The sequence below is a fragment of the Massilia rhizosphaerae genome, from assembly GCF_016093545.1.
GTDB classification, from domain to species: Bacteria; Pseudomonadota; Gammaproteobacteria; order Burkholderiales; family Burkholderiaceae_D; genus Telluria; species Telluria rhizosphaerae.
Genome location: NZ_JADKYX010000026.1, coordinates 88738 through 109346, shown reverse-complemented (window position 1 = coordinate 109346; position 20609 = coordinate 88738). Strand labels below are relative to the sequence as shown.

Annotated in this window: 22 protein-coding genes; 3 read left to right on the top strand and 19 right to left on the bottom strand. The window is 66.8% G+C overall.

The annotated features are described in order from the left end of the window. The 13 genes from ISF28_RS27640 to ISF28_RS27580 all read right to left on the bottom strand — a co-directional run. Positions 1-306 (bottom strand): helix-turn-helix domain-containing protein (locus ISF28_RS27640; RefSeq protein WP_198120389.1); only part of this gene is annotated, 306 nt, incomplete at its 3' end. Between the two features lie 57 nt (positions 307-363). Continuing rightward, complete coding sequence (locus ISF28_RS27635; RefSeq protein ID WP_198120388.1) at positions 364-768, bottom strand: hypothetical protein; 405 nt, start codon at positions 766-768, stop codon at positions 364-366. A gap of 1 nt (position 769) precedes the next feature. Continuing rightward, positions 770-979, bottom strand: coding sequence for a hypothetical protein (locus tag ISF28_RS27630; protein ID WP_198120387.1), 210 nt, complete (start codon positions 977-979; stop codon positions 770-772). 116 nt (positions 980-1095) lie between these two features. Beyond that, positions 1096-1491 carry a hypothetical protein gene (locus tag ISF28_RS27625; RefSeq protein ID WP_229519429.1) on the bottom strand — a complete coding sequence of 132 codons (396 nt, stop codon included), beginning with the start codon at positions 1489-1491 and terminating at the stop codon, positions 1096-1098. A gap of 2 nt (positions 1492-1493) precedes the next feature. Next, positions 1494-2024: a M74 family metallopeptidase gene (locus ISF28_RS27620; RefSeq protein ID WP_198120386.1), complete on the bottom strand. Its 531-nt coding sequence runs from the start codon at positions 2022-2024 to the stop codon at positions 1494-1496. 11 nt (positions 2025-2035) lie between these two features. Further along, a complete protein-coding gene (locus ISF28_RS27615) occupies positions 2036-2527 on the bottom strand; it encodes an Hcp family type VI secretion system effector (protein WP_198120385.1) in 492 nt (163 codons plus the stop codon). A gap of 97 nt (positions 2528-2624) precedes the next feature. Further along, positions 2625-2813: an oxidoreductase-like domain-containing protein gene (locus ISF28_RS27610; RefSeq protein WP_370663507.1), complete on the bottom strand. Its 189-nt coding sequence runs from the start codon at positions 2811-2813 to the stop codon at positions 2625-2627. Continuing rightward, positions 2810-3193 carry a BlaI/MecI/CopY family transcriptional regulator gene (locus ISF28_RS27605; RefSeq protein WP_198120384.1) on the bottom strand — a complete coding sequence of 128 codons (384 nt, stop codon included), beginning with the start codon at positions 3191-3193 and terminating at the stop codon, positions 2810-2812. Before ISF28_RS27605 ends, ISF28_RS27610 begins: the two co-directional genes overlap by 4 nt. 497 nt (positions 3194-3690) lie before the next feature. Continuing rightward, a complete protein-coding gene (locus ISF28_RS27600) occupies positions 3691-3972 on the bottom strand; it encodes a hypothetical protein (RefSeq protein WP_198120383.1) in 282 nt (93 codons plus the stop codon). Positions 3973-4064: 92 nt separating this feature from the next. Further along, a complete protein-coding gene (locus tag ISF28_RS27595) occupies positions 4065-4763 on the bottom strand; it encodes a hypothetical protein (protein WP_198120382.1) in 699 nt (232 codons plus the stop codon). Positions 4764-5171: 408 nt separating this feature from the next. Continuing rightward, positions 5172-5528 (bottom strand): hypothetical protein, encoded by a 357-nt coding sequence (locus ISF28_RS27590; RefSeq protein WP_198120381.1) that lies wholly within the window; start codon positions 5526-5528, stop codon positions 5172-5174. An 89-nt stretch (positions 5529-5617) separates the two neighbouring features. Further along, entirely contained in the window at positions 5618-6295 is a 678-nt protein-coding gene (locus tag ISF28_RS27585) for a response regulator (protein ID WP_198120380.1), read from the bottom strand. Then, the gene (locus ISF28_RS27580; protein ID WP_502572578.1) at positions 6292-7836 is read right to left on the bottom strand and encodes an ATP-binding protein; all 1545 of its coding nucleotides are present in this window, start codon (positions 7834-7836) and stop codon (positions 6292-6294) included. The genes ISF28_RS27585 and ISF28_RS27580 overlap by 4 nt, the downstream gene beginning before the upstream one ends. A gap of 170 nt (positions 7837-8006) precedes the next feature. On the opposite strand from ISF28_RS27580, the gene ISF28_RS27575 reads away from it, so the two are divergent. After that, positions 8007-9446 (top strand): methyl-accepting chemotaxis protein, encoded by a 1440-nt coding sequence (locus ISF28_RS27575; protein WP_198120378.1) that lies wholly within the window; start codon positions 8007-8009, stop codon positions 9444-9446. Positions 9447-9493: 47 nt separating this feature from the next. Here ISF28_RS27575 and ISF28_RS27570 read toward each other — a convergent pair whose 3' ends face one another. Next, on the bottom strand, positions 9494-10906 hold the full coding sequence (locus tag ISF28_RS27570) for an OmpP1/FadL family transporter (RefSeq protein WP_198120377.1): 1413 nt from the start codon (positions 10904-10906) through the stop codon (positions 9494-9496). An 89-nt stretch (positions 10907-10995) separates the two neighbouring features. Then, positions 10996-12207 carry an SGNH/GDSL hydrolase family protein gene (locus ISF28_RS27565; RefSeq protein ID WP_198120376.1) on the bottom strand — a complete coding sequence of 404 codons (1212 nt, stop codon included), beginning with the start codon at positions 12205-12207 and terminating at the stop codon, positions 10996-10998. A 196-nt stretch (positions 12208-12403) separates the two neighbouring features. Here ISF28_RS27565 and ISF28_RS27560 point away from each other — a divergent pair, with 196 nt between their 5' ends. Beyond that, complete coding sequence (locus tag ISF28_RS27560; protein ID WP_198120375.1) at positions 12404-13789, top strand: carboxylesterase/lipase family protein; 1386 nt, start codon at positions 12404-12406, stop codon at positions 13787-13789. Here ISF28_RS27560 and ISF28_RS27555 read toward each other — a convergent pair. The 4 genes from ISF28_RS27555 to ISF28_RS27540 all read right to left on the bottom strand — a co-directional run bounded on the left by ISF28_RS27555 (position 13783) and on the right by ISF28_RS27540 (position 17414). Then, positions 13783-15150 (bottom strand): sulfite reductase subunit alpha, encoded by a 1368-nt coding sequence (locus tag ISF28_RS27555; protein ID WP_229519428.1) that lies wholly within the window; start codon positions 15148-15150, stop codon positions 13783-13785. The two genes, ISF28_RS27560 and ISF28_RS27555, sit on opposite strands and share 7 nt — an antisense overlap. Further along, entirely contained in the window at positions 15129-16136 is a 1008-nt protein-coding gene (locus ISF28_RS27550; protein WP_229519427.1) for an FAD:protein FMN transferase, read from the bottom strand. Before ISF28_RS27550 ends, ISF28_RS27555 begins: the two co-directional genes overlap by 22 nt. Positions 16137-16228: 92 nt before the next feature. Further along, positions 16229-16741 carry a DUF2271 domain-containing protein gene (locus tag ISF28_RS27545; protein ID WP_198120374.1) on the bottom strand — a complete coding sequence of 171 codons (513 nt, stop codon included), beginning with the start codon at positions 16739-16741 and terminating at the stop codon, positions 16229-16231. 19 nt (positions 16742-16760) lie between these two features. Beyond that, a complete protein-coding gene (locus ISF28_RS27540) occupies positions 16761-17414 on the bottom strand; it encodes a PepSY-associated TM helix domain-containing protein (protein ID WP_198120373.1) in 654 nt (217 codons plus the stop codon). Positions 17415-17714: 300 nt separating this feature from the next. Here ISF28_RS27540 and ISF28_RS27535 point away from each other — a divergent pair, with 300 nt between their 5' ends. Then, entirely contained in the window at positions 17715-20570 is a 2856-nt protein-coding gene (locus ISF28_RS27535) for a 2-oxoglutarate dehydrogenase E1 component (RefSeq protein WP_198120372.1), read from the top strand. The last annotated feature ends 39 nt before the right edge of the window (positions 20571-20609 follow it).

Below are 20609 nucleotides of genomic sequence, written 5' to 3'. Positions count from 1 at the left end.
CACGCTTCCGCCCTCGGAATGGGCCAACGCGCCAAGAGCCTGCTGCTGTTGGGGTGTCCATTTCCTGGGCCGACCGGTATGACGTCCCTCGTACAATCCGGCCAGACCAAGCTTGTTCCAGCGTTGCCGCCACTGCTCGACGCTGTTCAGGTGCACTCCGAATTCGTCTGCCGTTTTCTGCAGCGTCAATCCCTGACTCAACCGCAAAATTCCCTGCGCCCGCATCCGCGTGCGAGCATGCGGGTGGAACACGCCCATCTCACGCAGCGTGCGCCGCTCGTCCTCGGACAGCTCCAAGTGCTTCATCGCCCAACCCCTGCTGCGTGATCAATTCAACTTTGACAGCAAAAATTGGGCGACTACTTAGCAACTTATCGTGCCGACCGTATCGCCAGTTCTGAGATCCATGCCGATCCAGCACCGGTACGGTCCATCCTTGTCCTTCTCGTCCTCGGCGGTGTAAAAGCACACGATGCCTTTCTTGCGACGATGCCGGTCGCCTTTGGCATCGGAACACGTTTCCGGGTAATCCGGACCTATCGAATCAAAAATCTCCTTCGCGGTTTTTCCGTCCAGTAACACGGTCAAGCGTCGTTCGTTGCTCGTCGGCGGACTCGCATCGGCCACGAGCCCCGAATGGAATTTGTAGACCGCTCCACGTAACGGTTTCCATAAACCATAAGGGTCTCCGGAAAGATCCACGGCCAGCGCCAGAGAGAATGTTGCGGTGAGCGCGGCGCCAGATATTAGCCAAGTCGTGATTTTCACCTCAACCTCGCAGTTCGATATGCATGTGGTTGTCGTGGTCGGGAAACGGCCTGACGAACGGAACACGCGCGTCATTGAATAAGACTTTAATGACCGGCGTAAAAGTGCGGAACAATTCCAGCAGCTTTTTCGTGGCTTCCAGATCGTACTCGGCTTCGAACCATCGCACCGGTTCTTCGCGCCCATCTTTTCGCAGTGGACGAATGTCCACCTGTAGACCATCTCTGTGTGAATTATGGTCGGTCGGCTTCCTTCCACCCGGTAAGCTGACGTTACCGACGTCAGCCACCGCTCGGCGGAGCGGCGACGATGGCAGTTCCCATCAAGCTAGCATGCGACCCGCACGTCTCCGTCGCCCGTGCGTAAGTTGATACCGATCCAGCACCGGTAATGGGAGTCTTTTGGATCGTTGAGCTGCGCCGTATAAGTGCACTCGACTCCTTTTCTGCGGCGCTCCCGATCGCGATTGTCGGGGCTGCATTGGGGATGGGCGTCGGGACCGATCAGGTCGAACACCTCCTTGGCGGCGTTGCCATCGATGAGCACAGTCAGTGCCCGATCGCTTTTCGTCGGCGGCTCCGCATAGGTGGCCGAACCGGAATGGATGATGTATTTGGCATGCACTGCATCCCATTGGCCCGGCTGGTCATCGCCCTCTCCGGCGATAGAAAGTCGGCAGACCGCAGCCAGACCGCATATCAGCAATAGAGCGGGTTTATGCATGCTTAACCTTTCAACTCGACGTGAAAATGATTATCATGACCCTTCAATGGCAGCACAAAAGGTATGCCAAGGTCGTTGAAAAACACCCGCGTGACCGGGGCGAAAGTGCGGAAAAGTTCGATCAGTTTTGCGGTCCCGGCCTGATCATATTGTCCGTCCATCCAAGTTACAGGCACCTCGAGCCCATCCTTGCGTAACGGTCGAATGTCGACTTGCAGACCGTTCATGTGCCCTTTGTGATCGTCATTTTGCCGGCCGCCCGGCAAGCTGATGTTACCCACGCCAAACCGTCGACTGTCAATGGCCTGCCACTCCAGCCCGACGCGCAGGATGGCCGTCATCATGATCGGATGCGCGTATTGATAAGCACCCTTGTCCGGCTTGTGATACAGCATGCCATAGGTGTAGTAACCGGATTCCATCGGCGCCTGCGGGAGCATGAAGTAGCCGCGCGAATCTTGCGGCGGGCGTGGGCGCAGCGGATCGGGACATTTGTCATTGTCCTCGAGCGCAAAATCGGATGTATTTGACATCGGCCGCTCCTTCAAGCGACCTTGTTGGCCGCGAGATCCCAGCCGCCCGATGTATTGCCGCCCGCGCCACCGCTGATCTTCTGCTGGGTGTACGACCACTTCACCTTCGAGAATCGCAGGCCGATATTGTCGTGCAGGATGCTGCCCTGGCTGATCATCTGCTCCATATTCGCGATCATGACGTTCTCCAACTCGACCTGGTAATACTTCACGGGCTTGCCGTCGGCATCGGCGCGCATGAACTCCAGCTTCGCTTTTGGAATGGTTTTGCCCATCGAGCAGTGCTGCATCAGCAGAGGCGATGCCAGGTCGGCCAACTTGGACACCGCCAGGGCACGGTGCTCGCAACGTTCGGCCGTGTGACCGCCAGCGGTGGAGGCGGTTGCACTCCTGGGTTGAAGCACGCCCCATTGGGCCGAAGTCAATTCGATCCAACCCTGGTGAGCGGAATCCTGGGATTCGCCCTTGATGCCGTCGATCTGCAGATATACGTCGATTGCCATGATGTCTCCATTGTCGAGTAACGAGACATCGTTGCAGAGCCGGGGCGCCAGCGGTTTGGCTACAGTCAACGAAAGGTCCGGCGCGGCCGGCAGGCGATCAATCCCGGGTCGGGCTCTCCGTCTCCGCCGGATGTCGCGTCTCCCACGCCGCCAGCGCCTCCTTGTAATTGGCGAGCAGCATCTGGTAGACGTCGATGATGCAGTTTGGGCAGCCCGAGCCGCAGCAATCCTCCAGCGCGGGTTCGATGGGCGGCAGCGGGCGCGGGTCGGATTCGGGTACGGTCACGATTCTTTCTTGTCGTTGAGGATGGCCTGGATTTCCTCGCGTTCCTTGGCGCTCAGGTGGCCGCGCAGGGCGGCCAGCACGAGGGCCTTGCCGGAGCCGGAAAAGACCTTGTGGATCAGGTCGGAGACGAGGCTCGTCTGCAGCGTGTCCTGCGGCTGGGCGGGCGCGTAGACGTGGGCGCGCTGGCTTTCGTCGCGCAGCAGCAGGCCCTTGCCGTGCATGAGCTGCAGCAGGCGCAGCACCGTGGCGGCGGTCATGTCGGGACGCTCGGCCGCGACGGCTTCATGCACCTGTTTCGCCGTCGCGGGGCCGATCTGCCACAGGATGCGCAGGAGTTCCAGCTCGGACGGCGTGGGCTTGGGCGGGACGGGGGAGGACATGCGGGCGAGCATACCCAATCGCGCCGCGAAAGTCGAGGCGCGGCCGCCTTGCCTGCGGCCGCTCAGCCGTTCAGATCATCGTCGGACGACACGTAAATCTGCATTGGCGACACATAAAGCTGCGCCCGACGATGCATAAAGCTGCATGCAAGGTGAGCCATCAGGTAACTGGCACTCGTGCACCGGAATAGCCGAGCTTCGATCTGGCTGATTCACGGATGACAACCCACGCGATGATAGCGAGAACCAAATCCGACCACGATGGCATGGGCGTTCTTCGACGACTTCACCGCTTCTTCCACTGGCTGGCGAAATAGAGCAAATCAAGCATAGTCGTACGCTCAGTCGTCATCGGCAAAGATTTCCCGCAACTGGCTTTCAGTAAGCCAACCGAAGCCCGATTCAAATCGAGTTGAAGGTCCGAGAGAAGGGTGTCACGTCTCTCGTCGTCTCGCATACTGCATACTGATGGCAGCGACAAAAGGTCAGCACACGGATCACTCGCCTCGCTCTTCGATCCGCTTGGTGACATCGTTTCTGACTCGGGCGTTGTCAGCTTTAATCCGCGTCTTTGCTGCGCGTCGAATCTTTTCCAACTCTGCTATAAGCCCATCAACTGCGTAGTCAACTTCCCCGTCAGTCGCAAGTTGCGCACTTATCAGCAACTCCCCATTCGGAAGCGCAATGTGTTCGTTAACTCCAATCGAAACAAACGCATTCGCAGGGCAGTCGCCTGACTTCCAATTTTGTAAATTAGAAGATACAAAAAATTTACTCATGAATCCTCCGCTATTTCGAGGCAACCGGGATCGTGTTCTTCACGAACAACTGCGAAGCGACAGCGACACACGCCGCCGCCCCAAACTACATACTACGGTGCCATTTTCTCCTCAAGTACAGCGAGGCGTAGGCGAGCCTTGGGATCATAGTAAATTCCTCGCGCTTGTTCTCGTAACTTTCGCCACTCAAAGATAGGGGAGCGGCTACTTATGTTGACGTGCACATTGGGACCGCCAAGACGGGTCGCCCGAACTTCAAATCCGAGATGCAGTGCGGCGCAAATGAATGAACCGTTTGATACGTAGTCGCCGCTGTCGTGCTCACTGGGGAGTGTTCGGCAAAAATACTCAACTTGGTGCTTCAAGCCGTAGCTAGAACCGGCTCTTGGATTGATCGTTTTGCGTTTCTCAGCATGCATCAAGAAGCGAGCCGCGCGGTTGCACTCATCGACCGCAGCCTTGAGCCGTTCGCGGTTTTCCGCCAAAGCAATATGGTAAGGCTTCTCGGTGCGCGCGCTTACTTCGAATCCAAAGTGATTAAGCGTGGGCCACCTTTCCATCACCGCGAGAATATCGTTGGCGGTCATGATCGCTCTGGAGTGGCGAGGCGCGATGCAGTGACCATCGAGAGTTGACAGAGCGCGTGCCCATGAATGCGCGCCACCGTTCGCGATTGCCACGCGGTCTTGAGCTTCGCACAGCGGAATACGGTCTTGCCGCGCCAGGCGCTTAGCATCTTTGCGGCAGTTACCGACCGAGCGGCCGGATGGGAACTTCAATAAGTCAGACATGATCGTCTCCAACGAAAGGCAGGCAGCCGACAAACCGTACCTGAGTTAGAGGACGGACTGACAATTTATTACCCGCTGATCTGAGGCGATCTTCGCCATGCATGCGCAAGGTCGGCTTACAGGCCGGACGGTCGGCCTTCAGCGAATTCTAGCAGCATTTTGGCAATACAAGGCTCAGGTGATCGATCTCCCCACAAAGTTACCCAAAATCAATTCTCGAGCGTATATGCGCAGCGCAAGGTTATGGAAGTGCTGATTTAATCGATTTTCCGCGAGTGAGCACCTCGTAAGTCATTGATCTGTAAGAGACTCAACTTCCGGGGAGCGAATAAATCAGCGGTTCCTTATGTGTCGTTTTCAGCCCGTAGCGCAGCCTTATGTGTCGTCCGGTGCAGATTTATGTGTCGCTCAACGCTCATAGCTACGCAGCACGAACACCATCTTGCCGTCGCGCCGGGCGCAGACGCCTGTCATGACGCCGCCCTCGCTCAGGTCCCACGTGAGGGCGCTGCCGGCAGGCTTGGACGCGCAGGCCGCGTGCGCCTCGGCCGGGACGGACGGCAGCCTGGGCGGCGGAGGTGGTGCCGGTGGTGCGGGTGGTGCGGGCGGAACCGGTGGCGCGGGCGGCGGCTTGCATTTGCCGGTGTCCGTCTCGCAGTGGATGCGCACGTGGACGGGCGCGTCGCGGTCATGGTCATCCGTCGTTTGCGCCAGCGCGGGCAGCGCGGCGGCGCCCAGCAGGATCGCGAAGGTGGCTGCTTTCATGGTCTTCTCCTTGTCGAAGCCCGCGCCGAGCGGCGGGGCATGCGTGCATCCTGCCGCCCGATTGTGGAGAAAACATGAAGATGCCCGGATCAGGGATCGAACCGGTAACCGAGCCCGTAGATCGACCGGATGGCGTCCACGCCCGGCAGCGCCGCGTCCAGTTTTTTTCGCAGGTTCTTGACGTGGCTGTCGATGGCGCGGTCCGTCACGTCGAGGTTCGCGTTGCCCTCGCGCGCCACGTCGAGCAGCTGGGCGCGCGAGAACACCTGGCCCGGGCGGCGCGCCAGCGCGGCCAGGATGCCGTATTCCGTCGGCGTCAGGTCGAGCGCCTTGCCGTGGACGGCGATGCGGCGCGCGGCCGTGTCGACGGCGATGACGGGCGCCGGGCTTCCCGCGCGCCGCAAAATCGCCTTGATGCGCGCGATGAGTTCGCGCGGGCTGAAGGGCTTGCACAGATAGTCGTCGGCGCCCGCGTCGAGGCCCAGCAGGCGGTCGATCTCTTCCACGCGCGCCGTCACCATCACGACGGGCAGGCCGGCCAGCACGGGGTTCGCGTCCGCGCGCAGCGCGCGGCACAGGGACAGGCCGTCGAGGCCGGGCAGCATCAGGTCGAGCACGACCAGCGCCGGCGGGTCGCGCCGCACGGCATCCAGCGCGGCGGCGCCGTCGCCGAATATGTCGGCCGTGTAGCCGGCCGCGCGCGCGTAGTCGGCCACGAGCGCGGCCAGTTCCGGCTCGTCCTCGACGATGGCGATGCGCGCGTTCATGCGCCGTCTCCCGCGAGCGGCAACGTGACGATGGCGCGCAGGCCTTTCGTCGGCGCATGCGCGAAGGCGAGCGTGCCGCCCTGGGCTTCCAGCAGGCGCCGGCACAGCGCGAGTCCCAGGCCGGCGCCGCCGTGGGCGCGGCTGCGCGAGGCGTCCACGCGATAGAAACGTTCGGACAGGCGCGCCAGCGCGGCGTCCGGCACGCCGGGCGCGCTGTCGTCCAGGAACAGGTGGAGGCGGCGGCCGTCCGCGCGCGCATGCAGGTGCACGCGGCCGCCGGGGGCCGTGTAGCGCAGGCTGTTCTCGAACAGGTTGTCGAGCACCTGGCGCATGCGGTCGGGGTCCGCGCACACGGCCGCCGCGTCCGGCGCCGGCCCGAGTTCCAGCGCGAGGCCGGCTTGCGCGAGGCGCGCTTCGACGCCGCGCGCGTGGTCGCAAGCGAGCGCCCACAGGTCGAGCGTCACGGGTTTGCAGTCGAGCGCCCCGACGTCGGCGCGGGCCAGCGCATACAGCTCGTCGATCAGCTTGTTCAGCGCGAGCACCTGACGCAGCATGGCGTCCAGCGTGTCCGGCGTGGCGCTGCGCACGCCGTCCTGCAGCGCTTCCAGCTGGGCGCGCAGCACGGCCAGCGGCGTGCGCAATTCGTGCGACGTGTCGGCGACCCATTGGCGGCGTGCGGCTTCCGCGCTGGCCAGCCGGCCCGCGAGCGCGTTGAAGTGGCGCGCCAGGTCGCCCAGTTCGTCGCTGCGGCGCGCATCGAGGCGCACGTCGAAATCGCCTTCGGCCAGTGCCCGGCTGCCCGCGGCCAGTTGCCGGATCGGGCGGCGGAAGTGGCGCGCCAGCAGCACGGCGGCGAGGGCGCTCAGCAGCACGGCGAGCCCCACGATCTGCCACAGGCTGCTGGTGAGCTGGCGCAGGAAGGCGTAGGCCAGCGCGTCGCTGGGCCGGGCGCTGCGGGCGACGGCGAGGTAGCCGACCGTGCGGCCGTCGACGGCCAGTGGGCGCCGTGCCAGCGCGGTGACGGAACCGGGACGGCGGCCCGCGAGCCAGGCGCCGTGCGCGTCGAGCAGGGTGATGCGGCGGGCCAGCGGCAGCGGGCCGGGATCGGGGACGGGCGTCGGCACTGGCGGGACGTCCGGTACGGTTGGTCCGGGCAGCGGCGGCAGCGGCGGAGCCGGGGGCGCCGGCGGGGCCGGTGGCGCGGGCGGCGCGGCCGGGGCGGCGACGCCCGGCACGCCGGCCTCGCGCACGCGCTGCAGGCGCGCGAGCTCGCGCGCGATCCAGTCCTGGCGGTCGTCCCGGGGGATGAAATCCCAGCCGCCGCGGGTGCGGTACTGGCGCGCGAGCGCGGTCGACAGTTCGTCCAGGCGGTCCAGCTCGATGCCGACGGCGTAGTCGCCGAAGCCGGCCAGCACGTTCTGGCGCAGCAGGACGACGGCGCAGACGGCCACGGCGAGGACCGCCAGCAGGACCGAGGCAAACAAGCGGTGGCCGATCGAGAATGTCAAGGCAGGGAGAAGCTGACCGTGGCGATGGGCCATTTTAAGATATTTCGTGTGGTAAATACGACGTGATGGCTGCATTTACCCGATTTAGCTAGACAGAATATTGATTTTTGCCGAATGATACATGTATCCAGGGTGAACCTATACTTTCTATAAATTAAGTCGGCCGTCGAACAAATAGAGCCGATCCCCCGAGGGAGACATGAATGTTGAATTGGTTGAAAGGGACGCTGGTGCCTTACGCATCCGCGTTTGCGCCGACCGGAAGGTCCGGCATGACGGCCCGCGTGCGCAGCCTCGTGCTGAATGCGCGCGACGGCAGCATTCGCACCGCGATCAACGCGGCGCGCTTGCGCAAGGAGGTCGATCAGTCGCTCGACAAGGCGCGCCAGCAGTATGCGGCCGCGCGCGAGCTGGCGGCGTCGGCGCGCGACGTGACGGCGCTGTCGGCCAGCGTCAAGGCCGGCACCGACGACATCGCCGGCACGGCGGACCGTAACCTGGGCGTCGCGCGCGCGTCGATGGACGAACTGGTACGCCTGGAAGCGCGCATGCGCGCGATCGAGGACAAGGTGGACGGCTTTGCGCGCACCGTCGGGCAGCTGGATCACCATGCCCGTTCGATCAGCGAATTCGGCGGCATCATCCAGCGCATCGCCAACCAGACCAATCTGCTGGCCATCAACGCCGCGATCGAGGCGGCGCGCGCGGGCGAGGCCGGGCGCGGCTTCGCCGTCGTGGCGGCCGAGGTGCGGCGGCTGTCGCAGCTGGTCAACGAGGAGACGTCCAAGATCGCGGGCGTCAACAGCGAGATGCGCACGCTCGTCGAATCGACGACCGGCGCCACGCACGACATCCTGGACGGCGTGAACGTCTCGGCGCGCGAGATCGGCATGGCCGCCGGCCACTTCAAGACCTTTGTCGCCGACTTCGAGCGCATGACGGGCACCGTCAACGAGATGGCCGCGGCGATGCAGTCGCTGGACACGGTCAGCCAGGCCATCGGCCGCCAGGTGGACGACATGGCGACGAATGCGTCGGAGACGGGCAAGTCGATGGCCGATGCGTCGCGCCGTGTCGACGAAGTGCGCGCGACCACCGAGGAGATGCAGGGCGTGCTGGCCGAGTTCCGCACGGGCGGCACGCCGTTCGACGGTCTCGTGGACGCGACGACGCACCTGCGCGACGCCGTCGGCCGCAGCCTGGCGGGCCATCTGGCGCGCGGCGTCGACATCTTCGACCAGGCGTACCGGCCGATTCCCGATTCCGACCCGCCGCGCTTCACGACGGGCTACGACCGCGCGGTGGAGCACGACCTGCAGGCGCTGTACGACCGCGTGCTGGCCGACCTGCCGGGCTGCACGTACGCGCTGGCGGTCGACGCGCGCGGCTATGCGCCCACGCACAACAGCAAGTTCTCGCAGACGCCGACGGGGCGCCGCGAGCACGACCTGGTCTATTGCCGCAACAAGCGCATCTTCGACGATCCGGTCGGGGCGAAGCTGGCGGCGAACCGCAAGCCGTTCCTGTTCCAGACCTATCTGCGCGACACGGGGGAGGTGATCAACGACCTGTCGATGCCGCTCGAGATCGGCGGGCGGCATTGGGGGGCGGTACGGGTCGGGTTCGATTCCTCGAAGTTGTAAAAAGTTTGGTGGGCACTCCGTGCCCACCATGCATCACGCAAACGCGATCAGAACTTGTAGTTGTACGCGAGACCGATCAACTGCATGCGCGTCTTCCACGTCCCGCGCGTGGTCTCGCCGTTGCCGGTGCAGGCCGTCTGCGCCGGGTTGCAGTCGTTCGTGTAGTTGCCGCTCGCATCGCTGAAATGCAGCCAGCTGTAGGCCAGGTCCAGCGACGAGGCCGGGGTCAGCTTCCAGTTTGCGCCGAACGACAGTTGCAGGCGGTCGGCGTCCGGCAGGGCGGCGTGGCGCAGCGTGTCGTTGCGGACCGGCGCGTCGTCGTGGGCGATGCCCGCGCGCAGGACCGTCGTGTCGTCCAGCCGGTAGTTCGCGCCGAACGCCACGCGCACCGTGTTCTTCCACTGCTGGCGGATCACGAGGTCGCCCACGCCGGCGCCCACGAACTGGATGTTGATGTCCTGCAGGCGCGAGTTGCGCGTCCAGGTCACGTCGGCCATGCCGGCCCATTTCGGATCGAACTGGTGGAACGCGTTCACCGACAGCGTCTCGGGCGTGCTGATGTCCACGCGCGACGCCGAGTTGACGTGGTGCGAGGCGCCCTGCAGCACCTTGTTGACGACGGCGTCGCCCGTGACGGTCGAGAAGTCCCACACCGCGCCGCCCTTCAGTTCATGCTTGATCGACGAGCGGTAGGCGATGCCGAAGCGCGTGTCCGGCGTCGGCGAGTACAGGTAACCCAGGTTGAAGCCATAGCCCCAGTCCTTGCCGTCCACGCCCGCGTGGGCGTCGCGCGCGGTCGCCAGGGCGGCCGGGTTGCCGCCCAGCGCGGCGATCTGGCCCACCAGCGCGGCGCCGCTGCCCGTGGCCTGCGCGGCGGCGATGGAGCCCGGCACGTCCACGGCCTGGCCCAGGCTCGCCTTCATGTATTCCATGTCGATGCCGAAGCCGAAGCTGTGCTGCTCGGAGAGCTTGAACGCCACCGACGGGTTCACCGTCACCGATTGCAGCTTGATGTTGGTGAGCGAGTAGCGCCCCGACCAGTCGTTGTCGTAATCCAGCTTGGTGCCGTACGGGACGAACACGCCGACGCCGGCCGTCCACTGGCCGTCGATCTTCTGGCTGTAGTACAGCGACGGGCCGGCGACGACGCCCGGCACGTAGTCGTCCTGCGACGCCAGGCCGCCCGCGGGCGTGTGCGTGAAGCGGGTCGAGCCGGCGTCCTGGTAGGTCGAATGGGGCACGACGGCCGTGATGCCGCCCATGATCTGGCGGCCGTCCAGGCGCGACAGGCCGGCCGGGTTGGCGAAGATGGTGGATGCGTCGGCAGCTTCGGCGCCGTTGGCCTCCGCCGTGCCCTGGGCGGATACGCTCTGGGAGCCGAAGCGGTAGCCGGAAGCCGTCGCATCGAGCGACGTGCCCAGGGCCAGGGCGACGAGCAGGGTCAGGTGTTTCTGGTTCATCGGTCTCACTCCAAGTATGGGGTGCCGAAGCATACACCATTTCGCACGACCGTTCTATTTGCGTTGTGAAAGAGACACACGTTCGCTTTTTAACGATTCAGCAGCCGTAGATCGACCTGTTGCGCCATCAGGCGGTGGCCCGGTTCGTTCGGGTGCAGGTGGTCGCCGCTGTCGTATGCCGGGTTCAGGTGCGCGGGGGCGGCCGGGTCGCGCAGGGCGGCGTCGAAATCGACGACGGCGTCGAACACGCCGGCCGTGCGGATCCACGCGTTCACGGCCTGGCGCTCGCGTTCGACCGCATCGGAATAGAACCGCCTGGTGCCGGCCAGCGGCGTCAGGGTGCCCGCGAAGATGCGCACGCCCCGGGCGTGGGCGCGTTCGGCCAGCGTGCGCAGGCCCGCTTCGATCTGCGCGGCCGTCACGTGCTGCGCGGGCGCGGCCAGTATCTGCGCGGCCGTGATGTCGTTCACGCCTTCGTGCACGAGGATCCAGCGCACGCCGGGCTTGGCCAGCGCGTCGCGCTCGAAGCGGGACAGCGCGCTCGGGCCGACGAAAGGAGCGGCGGCGTCGTTCAGCAGGCGGTTGCCGGCGATACCCCCGTTCGCGATGCCGATCGAGGCAAGGGCCGGATCCTCCTGCAGGCGGGCGGCCAGCGCGTCCGGCCAGCGGGCGTCGTGATCGGTCCCGGAACCGATGCCGTCCGCGATCGAGTCGCCGACGATGGCCAGCGTGCGTCCCGCGTCCGTTCCGAACACCTCGACGTCGGTGAGGAAGTAGCGCCTGTCGTCCGTCGCTGCGGACGGGAAGTCGGCGGCCCCGGTCGCGTCGCCGGGCGCGTTCAGGTAGGCGGTCTGCAGCGCGGCGCCGTGGATCGTCGACACCTCGACCCTGGCGGGCAGGTACAGGCTGACGGCCAGCAGTTGGCGCGCGCCGACGGCGAGGTCGACGGGATCGGACAGCGCGCTGGCGCCCGCCGCGATCGTCACCGTGGGCCGGCCGCCGAACCGCAGGGCGCGGTCGGCGCCGGGCGCGACGCGCGATCCGCCGGCGGACAAGCCCACGCGGGCCGCGCCGACCGTCAGCGGCGCCTTGCCGAACAGGTTCGACAGGCGGATGCGCACGCGCGTGCCGGACGTCGACGCGCGCACGACCTGGCGTAGCGTTTGCGCGGGCAGGGCGGGGCCGGCCGAATCGGGTGCGGTCGACCAGGCCGTGCGCCAGTCGTCGTGCGGCGCGGGCGCGGCCGCGGCCACGGTCAAGGTGAGAGAAAGCAGCAGAGCAGTCGATACGCGTTTGAACATGGTCGGAGCGTCGGAACGTCGGAGTGAAAGAGATTGCATGCTCGCATTCTATTGCCGCCGGGGCAACTATTACGTGTGCTCATTGACGAACCGACATCCCGTCATTAGCATCGAGCGCATTCCCATACGAGAATCAAGGAGACTGTTCATGCACCGTCCACGCGCGCTTCCCCTGTTGATGTTAGCGGTAACTGCGATGTTCGCCACGGCCCCGGCCGGCGCGCACGGCGGCCCGGTCGTCGCCACCGACGCGGGCAAGGTGCAGGGCGCCGTCGCCGGGGGCGTGGCCAGCTGGAAGGGGATTCCGTTCGCCGCGCCGCCCGTGGGCGACCTGCGCTGGCGCGCGCCGCAGCCGCCCGCGCCGTGGTCCGGCGTGCGCGAGGCCACGGCGTACGGCAACGACTGCATGCAACTGCCTTTCCCCAGCGACGCCGCGCCGCTCGGCACGCCGCCGGCCGAGGACTGCCTGTACGTGAACGTGTGGCGTCCGGCCAAGGCCAGGGCGTCGGCCAGGCTGCCCGTGATCGTGTGGATCTACGGCGGCGGCTTCGTCAACGGCGGTTCGTCGCCGCCGACGTATGCCGGCGCCGCGCTGGCGAAACAGGGTGTCGTCCTCGTCAGCTTCAACTACCGGCTGGGCCGCTTCGGTTTCTTCGCCCATCCGCAGCTCACGCAACGGGCGGACGGCGAGGCGCTCGGCAACTACGGCTATATGGACCAGCTGGCGGCGCTGCGCTGGGTCAAGCGCAACGTGGCGGCGTTCGGCGGCGACGCGTCCAACGTGACGATCGTCGGCGAATCGGCCGGCGGCATGTCCGTCAACGCGCTGCTGACGTCGCCGCTGGCGCAGGGCCTGTTCGCGAAGGCCGTCGTGCTGTCCGGCGGCGACGGCACGTCGCCCGATCCGGGCCTGGCGGCCGTCGAACAGGTCGGCGTGAATTTCGCGCGCGCCAAGGGCATCGCGGCCGACGATCCGCACGCGCTCGAGAAACTGCGCGCGCTGCCGGCCGACCAGGTCGTCGACGGCATGAACCTGGCCAACCGCGCGCCGCAGGATCCGTCCACGTATTTCGGCCCGTTCGCGGACGGCAAGGTGGCCGTCGACGCGGGCGCCGCGTTCGCGGCGGGCCGCTTCGCCAGGGTGCCCGTGATGATCGGCGCGACGAGCGCGGACATCGGCGGCAGGACCGGCTTCATGGTCGCGGGCGCGCGCAGCCTGGCGCGCCGCCTCGCCGCCCAGGGCGTGCCCGTGTACGCGTACCGCTTCTCGTACGTGGCCGACAGCATAGGCCAACCCGGCGCGCAGCACGCGAGCGACATCCCGTATTTCTTCGCGACGGTCGACGTCAAATACGGCGCCGCGGCCACGAAGAAGGACGTCGCGATGGGCCGCGCGATGAGCGCCTACCTCGTCAACTTCGCGAAGAAGGGTGATCCGAACGGCCGCGCGCTGCCGGCGTGGCCGCGCTACGCGGGCGACCAGGACGTGATCATGGACTTCGCGGCCAGCGGCAAGCCGGTTGCCGGGCGCGATCCGTGGGGACCGGAGATCGACGCGACGACGGTCGCGCACGCTCAGTAGACGTCGCGCCGGTAGCGGCCCTCGTTCGCCAGCCGCTCCAGCGCTTGTTCGCCGAGGATCGCGGCGAGCGCCTCGTGCACGCCGCCGGCCATGCCCTGCAGGCTGCCGCATACGTAGATCGCGGCGCCGCGTTCCACCCAGTCGCGCACGCGCGCCGCTTCGTCGCGCAGCACGTCCTGCACGTAGCGGCGCGCGGCCTGGTCGCGCGAGAACGCGAGGTCCAGGTGCGCCAGCCGGCCGCTGTCGCGCCACGCCTGCAATTCGTCGCGCAGCAGGAAATCGTGGATCTGGTTGCGTTCGCCGAACAGCAGCCAGTTGTCGTGCCGTCCAGCGTCGATGCGCGCCTTGAGCAGGCCGCGCAGTCCCGCGAGGCCGCTGCCGTTGCCGATGGCGACCAGCGGCCGCCCGGCATTCGCGCCCAGGCGGAAGCGCGCGTGCGCGCGCAGGCGCAGGTGGACGGCGTCGGTGCCGCCGGCCCGCGTGCACAGCCAGCTCGACGCCGCGCCCGGGCTGCCGTCGTCTCGCGCCTGCAGGCGCACCAGCAGTTCCAGCCGGCCTTCGCCCGGCAGCGACGCGATCGAGTATTCGCGCGGATGGTCCGGATCGTCCGGCGGCGCGACCTGGGCCAGGTCGCCCGCTTCCCACGCGGGCAGCGCGCCCACGGCGGGTGCCAGCGCGACGCGGTACAACGGGGCGCCGGCGCTGCCGGGATTTTCCAGGGTCCGCGCGACGATGCGCCAGTCGCCGTAGGCCGGCGCGTCCCAGTCGGGCGCGTCGACCGTGCCGGCCAGGCGCCCCACGTGGTGCTGCCACGCGGCCAGCGCGCGGGCGTCGCCGCGGTCGACGTCGATGCGGTCGAACAGCCGCGTCGCGCCCCGTTGCGCGAGCCACGCATCCAGCGTGCGGCCGAAGCCGCAGTAATTGGCGTAGTGCCTGTCGCCCAGCGCGAGCACGGCGTAGTGCAGGTGCGCGAGGTCGATGCCGGCCGTCGTCAACAGGCCGGCGAAGCGCGCGGCCGTGTCGGGCGGATCGCCTTCGCCGTATGTGCTGGCGACGAACAGCACGCGCGTGGCGGATGCGAGCCGGCCGCGGTCCAGCCGCGAGATGCACAGGGCGCGCGCCGCCAGGCCGCCCGTCGCGAGCAGTGCCGCGGTGCGCTGCGCGAGCGCTTCCGCGCTGCCCGTCTGGCTGGCGTGGACGACGAGCCAGTCGGCGTCGCCGGTGTCGGATCGGCTGCTGGTCCGCCGCGCGCGCCACACGCCCGCGCTGAGGGTGAGCCAGCCCGCGGACAGCAGCAGGGCGCCGCCGAGGCGCAGCGGGTCCGTCGTGAGCAGCGCCGTCATTGCAGCAGCGCTTTCCATGCCGCCGTCCGGATCTCGTCCAGCGCGCCCGCGCGGCGCACGAGGAAGCGCGCGGCCAGCGCGTGCCGCTCGGCGAACGCGAGGCCGTCGACGGGGCCGAGCACCGTGAGGACCGTCGACGCCGCGTCGGCCGCCATGCACGTGGGCGCCAGCACCGTCACCGCGGCGACGCCGTTGGCGACGGGCCGGCCGGTGCGCGGATCGAGCGTGTGCGACATGCGGCGCCGGTCGTGCGTGAAGTACTGGCGGTAGTCGCCCGACGTGGCGATGGCCAGGCCGTGCAGCGCGACGATGGCTTGCGGCGCAGCGGCATCCGGCACGCCCTCGATGTCGACCCACCACGGCTGCCCGTCCGGCTTCACGCCCGCGCCGCGCAGCTCGCCGCCCACTTCGACGAGGTGGTGGCGCAGGCCGCGCCGTTCCAGGCACCGCGCGAGGCGGTCGACGGCGTACCCTTTGGCGATGGAGGACAAGTCCAGCACCGCGCCGCCCGGCTGCAGCAGGCGCCGGCCCGCGCGGTCGAGCTCCACGCGCGCGCTCGCGCGCCGCGCCTGCACGCGCGCGACAGCCGCGGCGTCCGGGGCGTAGAAGCCGGCCTGGTCGTAGCGCCGCGCGGGACCGAAGCCCCACAGCTCGACGAGGGCGCCCGCGGCCGGATCGTAGGCGCCGCCGCTGGCGTCCATCGCGCGCAGCGCGGCATCCATCACGTCGAAGAATTGCGCCGGCAGGTCGACCCACGTGCCGGCCGGCGCGCGGTTGTAGCGGGACAGGAGCGAATCGGGTTCCCAGTGGCTCATCTGCGCGACCAGCGCATCCAGCTCGGCCTGCAGCGCCGGCGCGGGATCGCCGCCGCCGTTCATGGCGACGCGGGCCGACCACGTCGTGCCCATGCTCGCGCCGCCGAACGCGCGCACGCGGCTGCCCGGCGCCGGCATGGCCGGGTCGAGGTCGTGCGGGATCAGGACGGCGCGTTCCAGGTCGGACAAAGCGGACTTACTCCGGCAGGATCTCGAACGCGGCCGAATGACTGTAGCGCTTCAGGGCGACGGCGATTCGCCGGATGTGCATGCCGGTCTCCTTACTGGATGGCGAGCGAGACGGCGCCCAGTTCTTCCTTGCCCGCGGCGGCGGCGGCCACCTTCGCGTTCGGCGCCCAGTGGAACGGCACGCGCACCAGTTCGCGCCCGCCCGCTTCGCGCGCGGCTTCGATCACGAGCTTGTAGTCGCCCGCGGGCAGCTTGTCCAGGCCGGCGCGGGCGGCAGGGAAGGTCAGCGTCTGCACGCCCGCCGCGCGGGTGGCGCCGCTCACGCCGTCCAGCGGCAGGGTGACGTCGCGGCCGGCCTTGCGCCACCACGTGCGCAGGTCCTTGACGTACTTGGTGCCGCCGTTGTTGCGCTTCCGGACGTCGTACAGCACGGCCAGCGTGTTCGCCACGCCCTGGTCCGCGCGTTCGATCCAGATCGCGACATAGGGCTTGTGGTATTCGGCCACGTTCAGTTGCGGCAGTTCGAACTTGACGGTGAGGTCGGCGCCCATGGCCCAGCCGGATGCGAGCGGCAGGGTCAGGGCGAGCGAGTGGGACAGTTTCATGGCGGCTTTCGGTGGTGAATCAGTGGACGAACAGCAGGGCCAGCACGACCGGCAGCACGATGCCCAAGCCGATCACGGGCCACGTCGACGGCCGGTTGGCCGCGTGGTATTTGAGGATCAGGAAGCCGGTGACGCAGAAAACGACGCAGGCGAAGGCGAACACGTCGATGAACCAGCCCCACACGGGACCGGCATTGCGGCCCTTGTGCATGTCGTTCAGCCACGCGAGCCAGCCGCGGTCCGTCCTTTCGTATTCCGCGCGGCCGTCGGCGCCGATGCGCAGCCAGGCGTCGCCGCCGGGGCGGGGCAGGGCGACGTAGGCGTCTTCCTCGCTCCATTCGGCGCGCACGCCGCGGACCTGCACGGGGAACGTCTGCTCGGCCCAGTCCGCAAGCGGCGCCGGCAGCGGCACGTCGGCGTCGGCATGGCCGGCGGCGAATGCCGCCAGCCGCGTGCGCAGCGGCGCCGGCAGCGTGGCCTTCTGGCGCGTGACGACGGGCTTCGCTTCGATCTGCGCCGCGTGGTTCAGGGTAAAGCCCGTGACGGCGAACAGCAGCATGGCCATCAGGCACAGCGCGGAGCTGATCCAGTGCCATAGGTGCAACTGGCGCAGCCAGGCGGCGCGGCGGAGGGTGGAGGCGGGTGGAGAGGACGGTGAACCGGTCTGGTGCATGCGCAAATGATAACGATTATCATTTATGGGGTCAACCCGGCGGTTCATGATCGGGTTGACAAGATGAAAAAAAGTAATAACGGAATGAATAAAATATCGATGCGGGGGCGGCGGCGGACCTATCCTTGCGTTACAATACCGTGCGCAAATGGGCAGGTCGTCCGCATTGATTTGCCTTTAAAGTCCTTCCCCCACAACTTGATATGTAGTAAGTGCGATCCGCTAACCGGTCAGGCCGTGTCGCGGAAGGTTAGATTAACCCGCCCTAAACTCGCGAAACGCGAAGAAAGGTGAGCAAGAATGATGCAACAATATAACGCCAACTCGTACCTGTTCGGCGGTAATGCGCCGTACGTGGAAGAGTTGTACGAAGCGTACCTGAACAACCCGGGTTCCGTGCCGGACAACTGGCGCGCCTATTTCGACGCGATGCAGCACATGCCCGCCGTCGACGGCACCGCCAAGCCGGACGTGGACCACTCGTCCGTGATCGCCTCCTTCGCCGAACGCGCGAAGCAGGGCCCGATGCGCACCGTCGTCGCTTCGCCGGACGCCGAGCTCGGCCGCAAGCGCGTCGCCGTGACCCAGCTGATCGCCGCCTACCGCTACCTCGGCTCGCGCTGGGCCAACCTGGACCCGCTGCAGCGCCAGGAACGTCCGCCGATCCCGGAACTGGAACCGTCGTTCTACGGTTTCACCGAAGCCGACCTGGACACCAAGTTCAACATCAGCAACACCTATTTCGGCCAGGAGACCGCGTCCTTGCGCGACCTGCTGAACATGTTGCGCGACACCTATTGCCGCTCCGTCGGCGCAGAATTCATGTACGTCAGCGATCCGACCGAGAAGCGCTGGCTGCAGGAGAAGCTCGAGTCGATCCGCTCGACCCCGAGCTTCACCGCTGAAAAGAAAAAACACATCCTCGAGCGCCTGACCGCGGCCGAAGGCCTGGAGCGCTACCTCCACACCAAGTACGTCGGCGCCAAGCGCTTCTCGCTGGAAGGCGGCGAATCGTTCATCGCCTCGATCGACGAGGTGATCCACCGCGCCGGTTCGCAAGGCGTGCAGGAAATCGTCATCGGCATGGCCCACCGCGGCCGCCTGAACGTGTTGGTCAACACCCTGGGCAAGGCCCCGTCCGAGCTGTTCGAGGAATTCGAAGGCAAGCACGCCGACGACCTGCCGGCCGGCGACGTCAAATACCACCAGGGCTTCTCGAGCGATATCTCGACGCAGGGCGGCCCGGTCCACCTGTCGCTGGCGTTCAATCCGTCGCACCTGGAAATCGTCAACCCGGTCGTGGAAGGTTCGGTCAAGGCGCGCATGGACCGCCGCGGCGACCGCCAGGGCAAGGAAGTGCTGCCGATCCTGGTGCACGGCGACGCCGCCTTCGCCGGCCAGGGCGTCGTGATGGAAACGCTGAACCTGGCGCAGACCCGCGGCTACGGCACGGGCGGCACGGTCCACATCGTCATCAACAACCAGATCGGCTTCACCACGTCCGACCCGCGCGACGCGCGCTCGACCCTGTACTGCACGGACGTCGTCAAGATGATCGAGGCGCCGGTGCTGCACGTGAACGCGGACGATCCGGAAGCCGTCGTGCTGGCGTCGCAGATCGCGATGGACTACCGCACCGAGTTCCACAAGGACATCGTCGTCGACGTGATCTGCTACCGCAAGCTGGGCCACAACGAGCAGGACACCCCGGCCCTGACCCAGCCGCTGATGTACAAGAAGATCGCCAAGCACCCGGGTACCCGCAAGCTGTACGCGGACAAGCTGTCCGCGCAGGGCACCATCGGTGCCGAGGACGGCGATGCGCTGGTGGCCGCCTACCGCAACGCGATGGACGCCGGCAAGCACACCGTGGATCCGGTCCTGACCGACTTCAAGAACAAGTACGCCGTCGACTGGGCGCCGTTCCTGAACAAGAAGTGGACGGACTCCGCCGACACCGCCGTGCCGCTGACCGAGCTGAAACGCCTGGCCCAGCGCGTCACGACCGTGCCGGAAAACTTCAAGCTGCACTCGCTCGTCGAAAAAGTGCTGGCCGACCGCGCCAAGATGGGCCAGGGCGAGCTGAACCTCGACTGGGGCATGGGCGAACACCTGGCCTACGCATCGCTGCTGGCTTCGGGCTACGCCGTCCGCCTGTCGGGCCAGGACGCCGGCCGCGGCACGTTCGTGCACCGCCACGCCGTGCTGCACGACCAGAACCGCGAGCGCTGGGACCAGGGCATCTACCTGCCGCTGGCCAACGTGTCGGAAAACCAGGCGCAGTTCACCGTCATCGACTCCGTGCTGTCGGAAGAAGCGGTGCTGGGCTTCGAATACGGCTACTCGACCGCCGAGCCGAACACGCTGACGATCTGGGAAGGCCAGTTCGGCGACTTCGTGAACGGTGCGCAGGTCGTGATCGACCAGTTCATCGCGTCGGGCGAAGTGAAGTGGGGCCGCCTGTCGGGCCTCGTGATGATGCTGCCGCACGGCTATGAAGGCCAGGGTCCGGAGCACTCGTCGGCGCGCATCGAGCGCTTCCTGCAGCTGTCGGCCGACCACAACATGCAAGTCGTGCAGCCGACGACGGCCGCGCAGATCTTCCACCTGCTGCGCCGCCAGATGGTGCGCCAGTTCCGCAAGCCGCTCGTCATCTTCACGCCGAAGTCGCTGCTGCGTAACAAGGACGCCGGCTCGCCGCTGACCGACCTGGCCAAGGGCGGCTTCCAGACCGTCATCGGCGAACAGGACGACAAGATCGACGCCAACAAGGTCAAGCGCGTGATCGTGTGCTCGGGCAAGGTGTACTACGACCTGGTCAACGCACGCAAGACGCGCGGCACGACGGACACCGCCATCGTCCGCATCGAGCAGCTGTATCCGTTCCCGCACAAGGCGTTCCAGGCAGAACTGAAGAAGTTCTCGAACGTCACCGAAGTGGTGTGGGCGCAGGACGAGCCGCAGAACCAGGGCCCGTGGTTCCAGATCCAGCACAACGTGTTCGAAAGCATGGAAACCGGCCAGCGTCTCGCGTACGCCGGCCGTCCGGCTTCGGCGTCGCCGGCCGTCGGCTACACCGACAAGCACGTCGCGCAGCAGAAGGAATTGCTGGACACCGCGTTCTCGAAGCTCAAGGGCTTCGTCCTGACGAAATAAGCAGCGCTCATTGACCCCGCGCCATCCGCGCGGGGTTTT

Coding starts and splice junctions, on each gene's coding strand:
- ISF28_RS27625 (WP_229519429.1), bottom strand. CDS start 1,491: ATGCATAAACCCGCTCTATTGCTGATATGCGGTCTGGCTGCGGTCTGC.
- ISF28_RS27620 (WP_198120386.1), bottom strand. CDS start 2,024: ATGTCAAATACATCCGATTTTGCGCTCGAGGACAATGACAAATGTCCC.
- ISF28_RS27615 (WP_198120385.1), bottom strand. CDS start 2,527: ATGGCAATCGACGTATATCTGCAGATCGACGGCATCAAGGGCGAATCC.
- ISF28_RS27605 (WP_198120384.1), bottom strand. CDS start 3,193: ATGTCCTCCCCCGTCCCGCCCAAGCCCACGCCGTCCGAGCTGGAACTC.
- ISF28_RS27600 (WP_198120383.1), bottom strand. CDS start 3,972: ATGAGTAAATTTTTTGTATCTTCTAATTTACAAAATTGGAAGTCAGGC.
- ISF28_RS27595 (WP_198120382.1), bottom strand. CDS start 4,763: ATGTCTGACTTATTGAAGTTCCCATCCGGCCGCTCGGTCGGTAACTGC.
- ISF28_RS27590 (WP_198120381.1), bottom strand. CDS start 5,528: ATGAAAGCAGCCACCTTCGCGATCCTGCTGGGCGCCGCCGCGCTGCCC.
- ISF28_RS27585 (WP_198120380.1), bottom strand. CDS start 6,295: ATGAACGCGCGCATCGCCATCGTCGAGGACGAGCCGGAACTGGCCGCG.
- ISF28_RS27580 (WP_502572578.1), bottom strand. CDS start 7,836: ATGGCCCATCGCCACGGTCAGCTTCTCCCTGCCTTGACATTCTCGATC.
- ISF28_RS27575 (WP_198120378.1), top strand. CDS start 8,007: ATGTTGAATTGGTTGAAAGGGACGCTGGTGCCTTACGCATCCGCGTTT.
- ISF28_RS27570 (WP_198120377.1), bottom strand. CDS start 10,906: ATGAACCAGAAACACCTGACCCTGCTCGTCGCCCTGGCCCTGGGCACG.
- ISF28_RS27565 (WP_198120376.1), bottom strand. CDS start 12,207: ATGTTCAAACGCGTATCGACTGCTCTGCTGCTTTCTCTCACCTTGACC.
- ISF28_RS27560 (WP_198120375.1), top strand. CDS start 12,404: ATGTTCGCCACGGCCCCGGCCGGCGCGCACGGCGGCCCGGTCGTCGCC.
- ISF28_RS27555 (WP_229519428.1), bottom strand. CDS start 15,150: ATGGAAAGCGCTGCTGCAATGACGGCGCTGCTCACGACGGACCCGCTG.
- ISF28_RS27545 (WP_198120374.1), bottom strand. CDS start 16,741: ATGAAACTGTCCCACTCGCTCGCCCTGACCCTGCCGCTCGCATCCGGC.
- ISF28_RS27540 (WP_198120373.1), bottom strand. CDS start 17,414: ATGCACCAGACCGGTTCACCGTCCTCTCCACCCGCCTCCACCCTCCGC.
- ISF28_RS27535 (WP_198120372.1), top strand. CDS start 17,715: ATGATGCAACAATATAACGCCAACTCGTACCTGTTCGGCGGTAATGCG.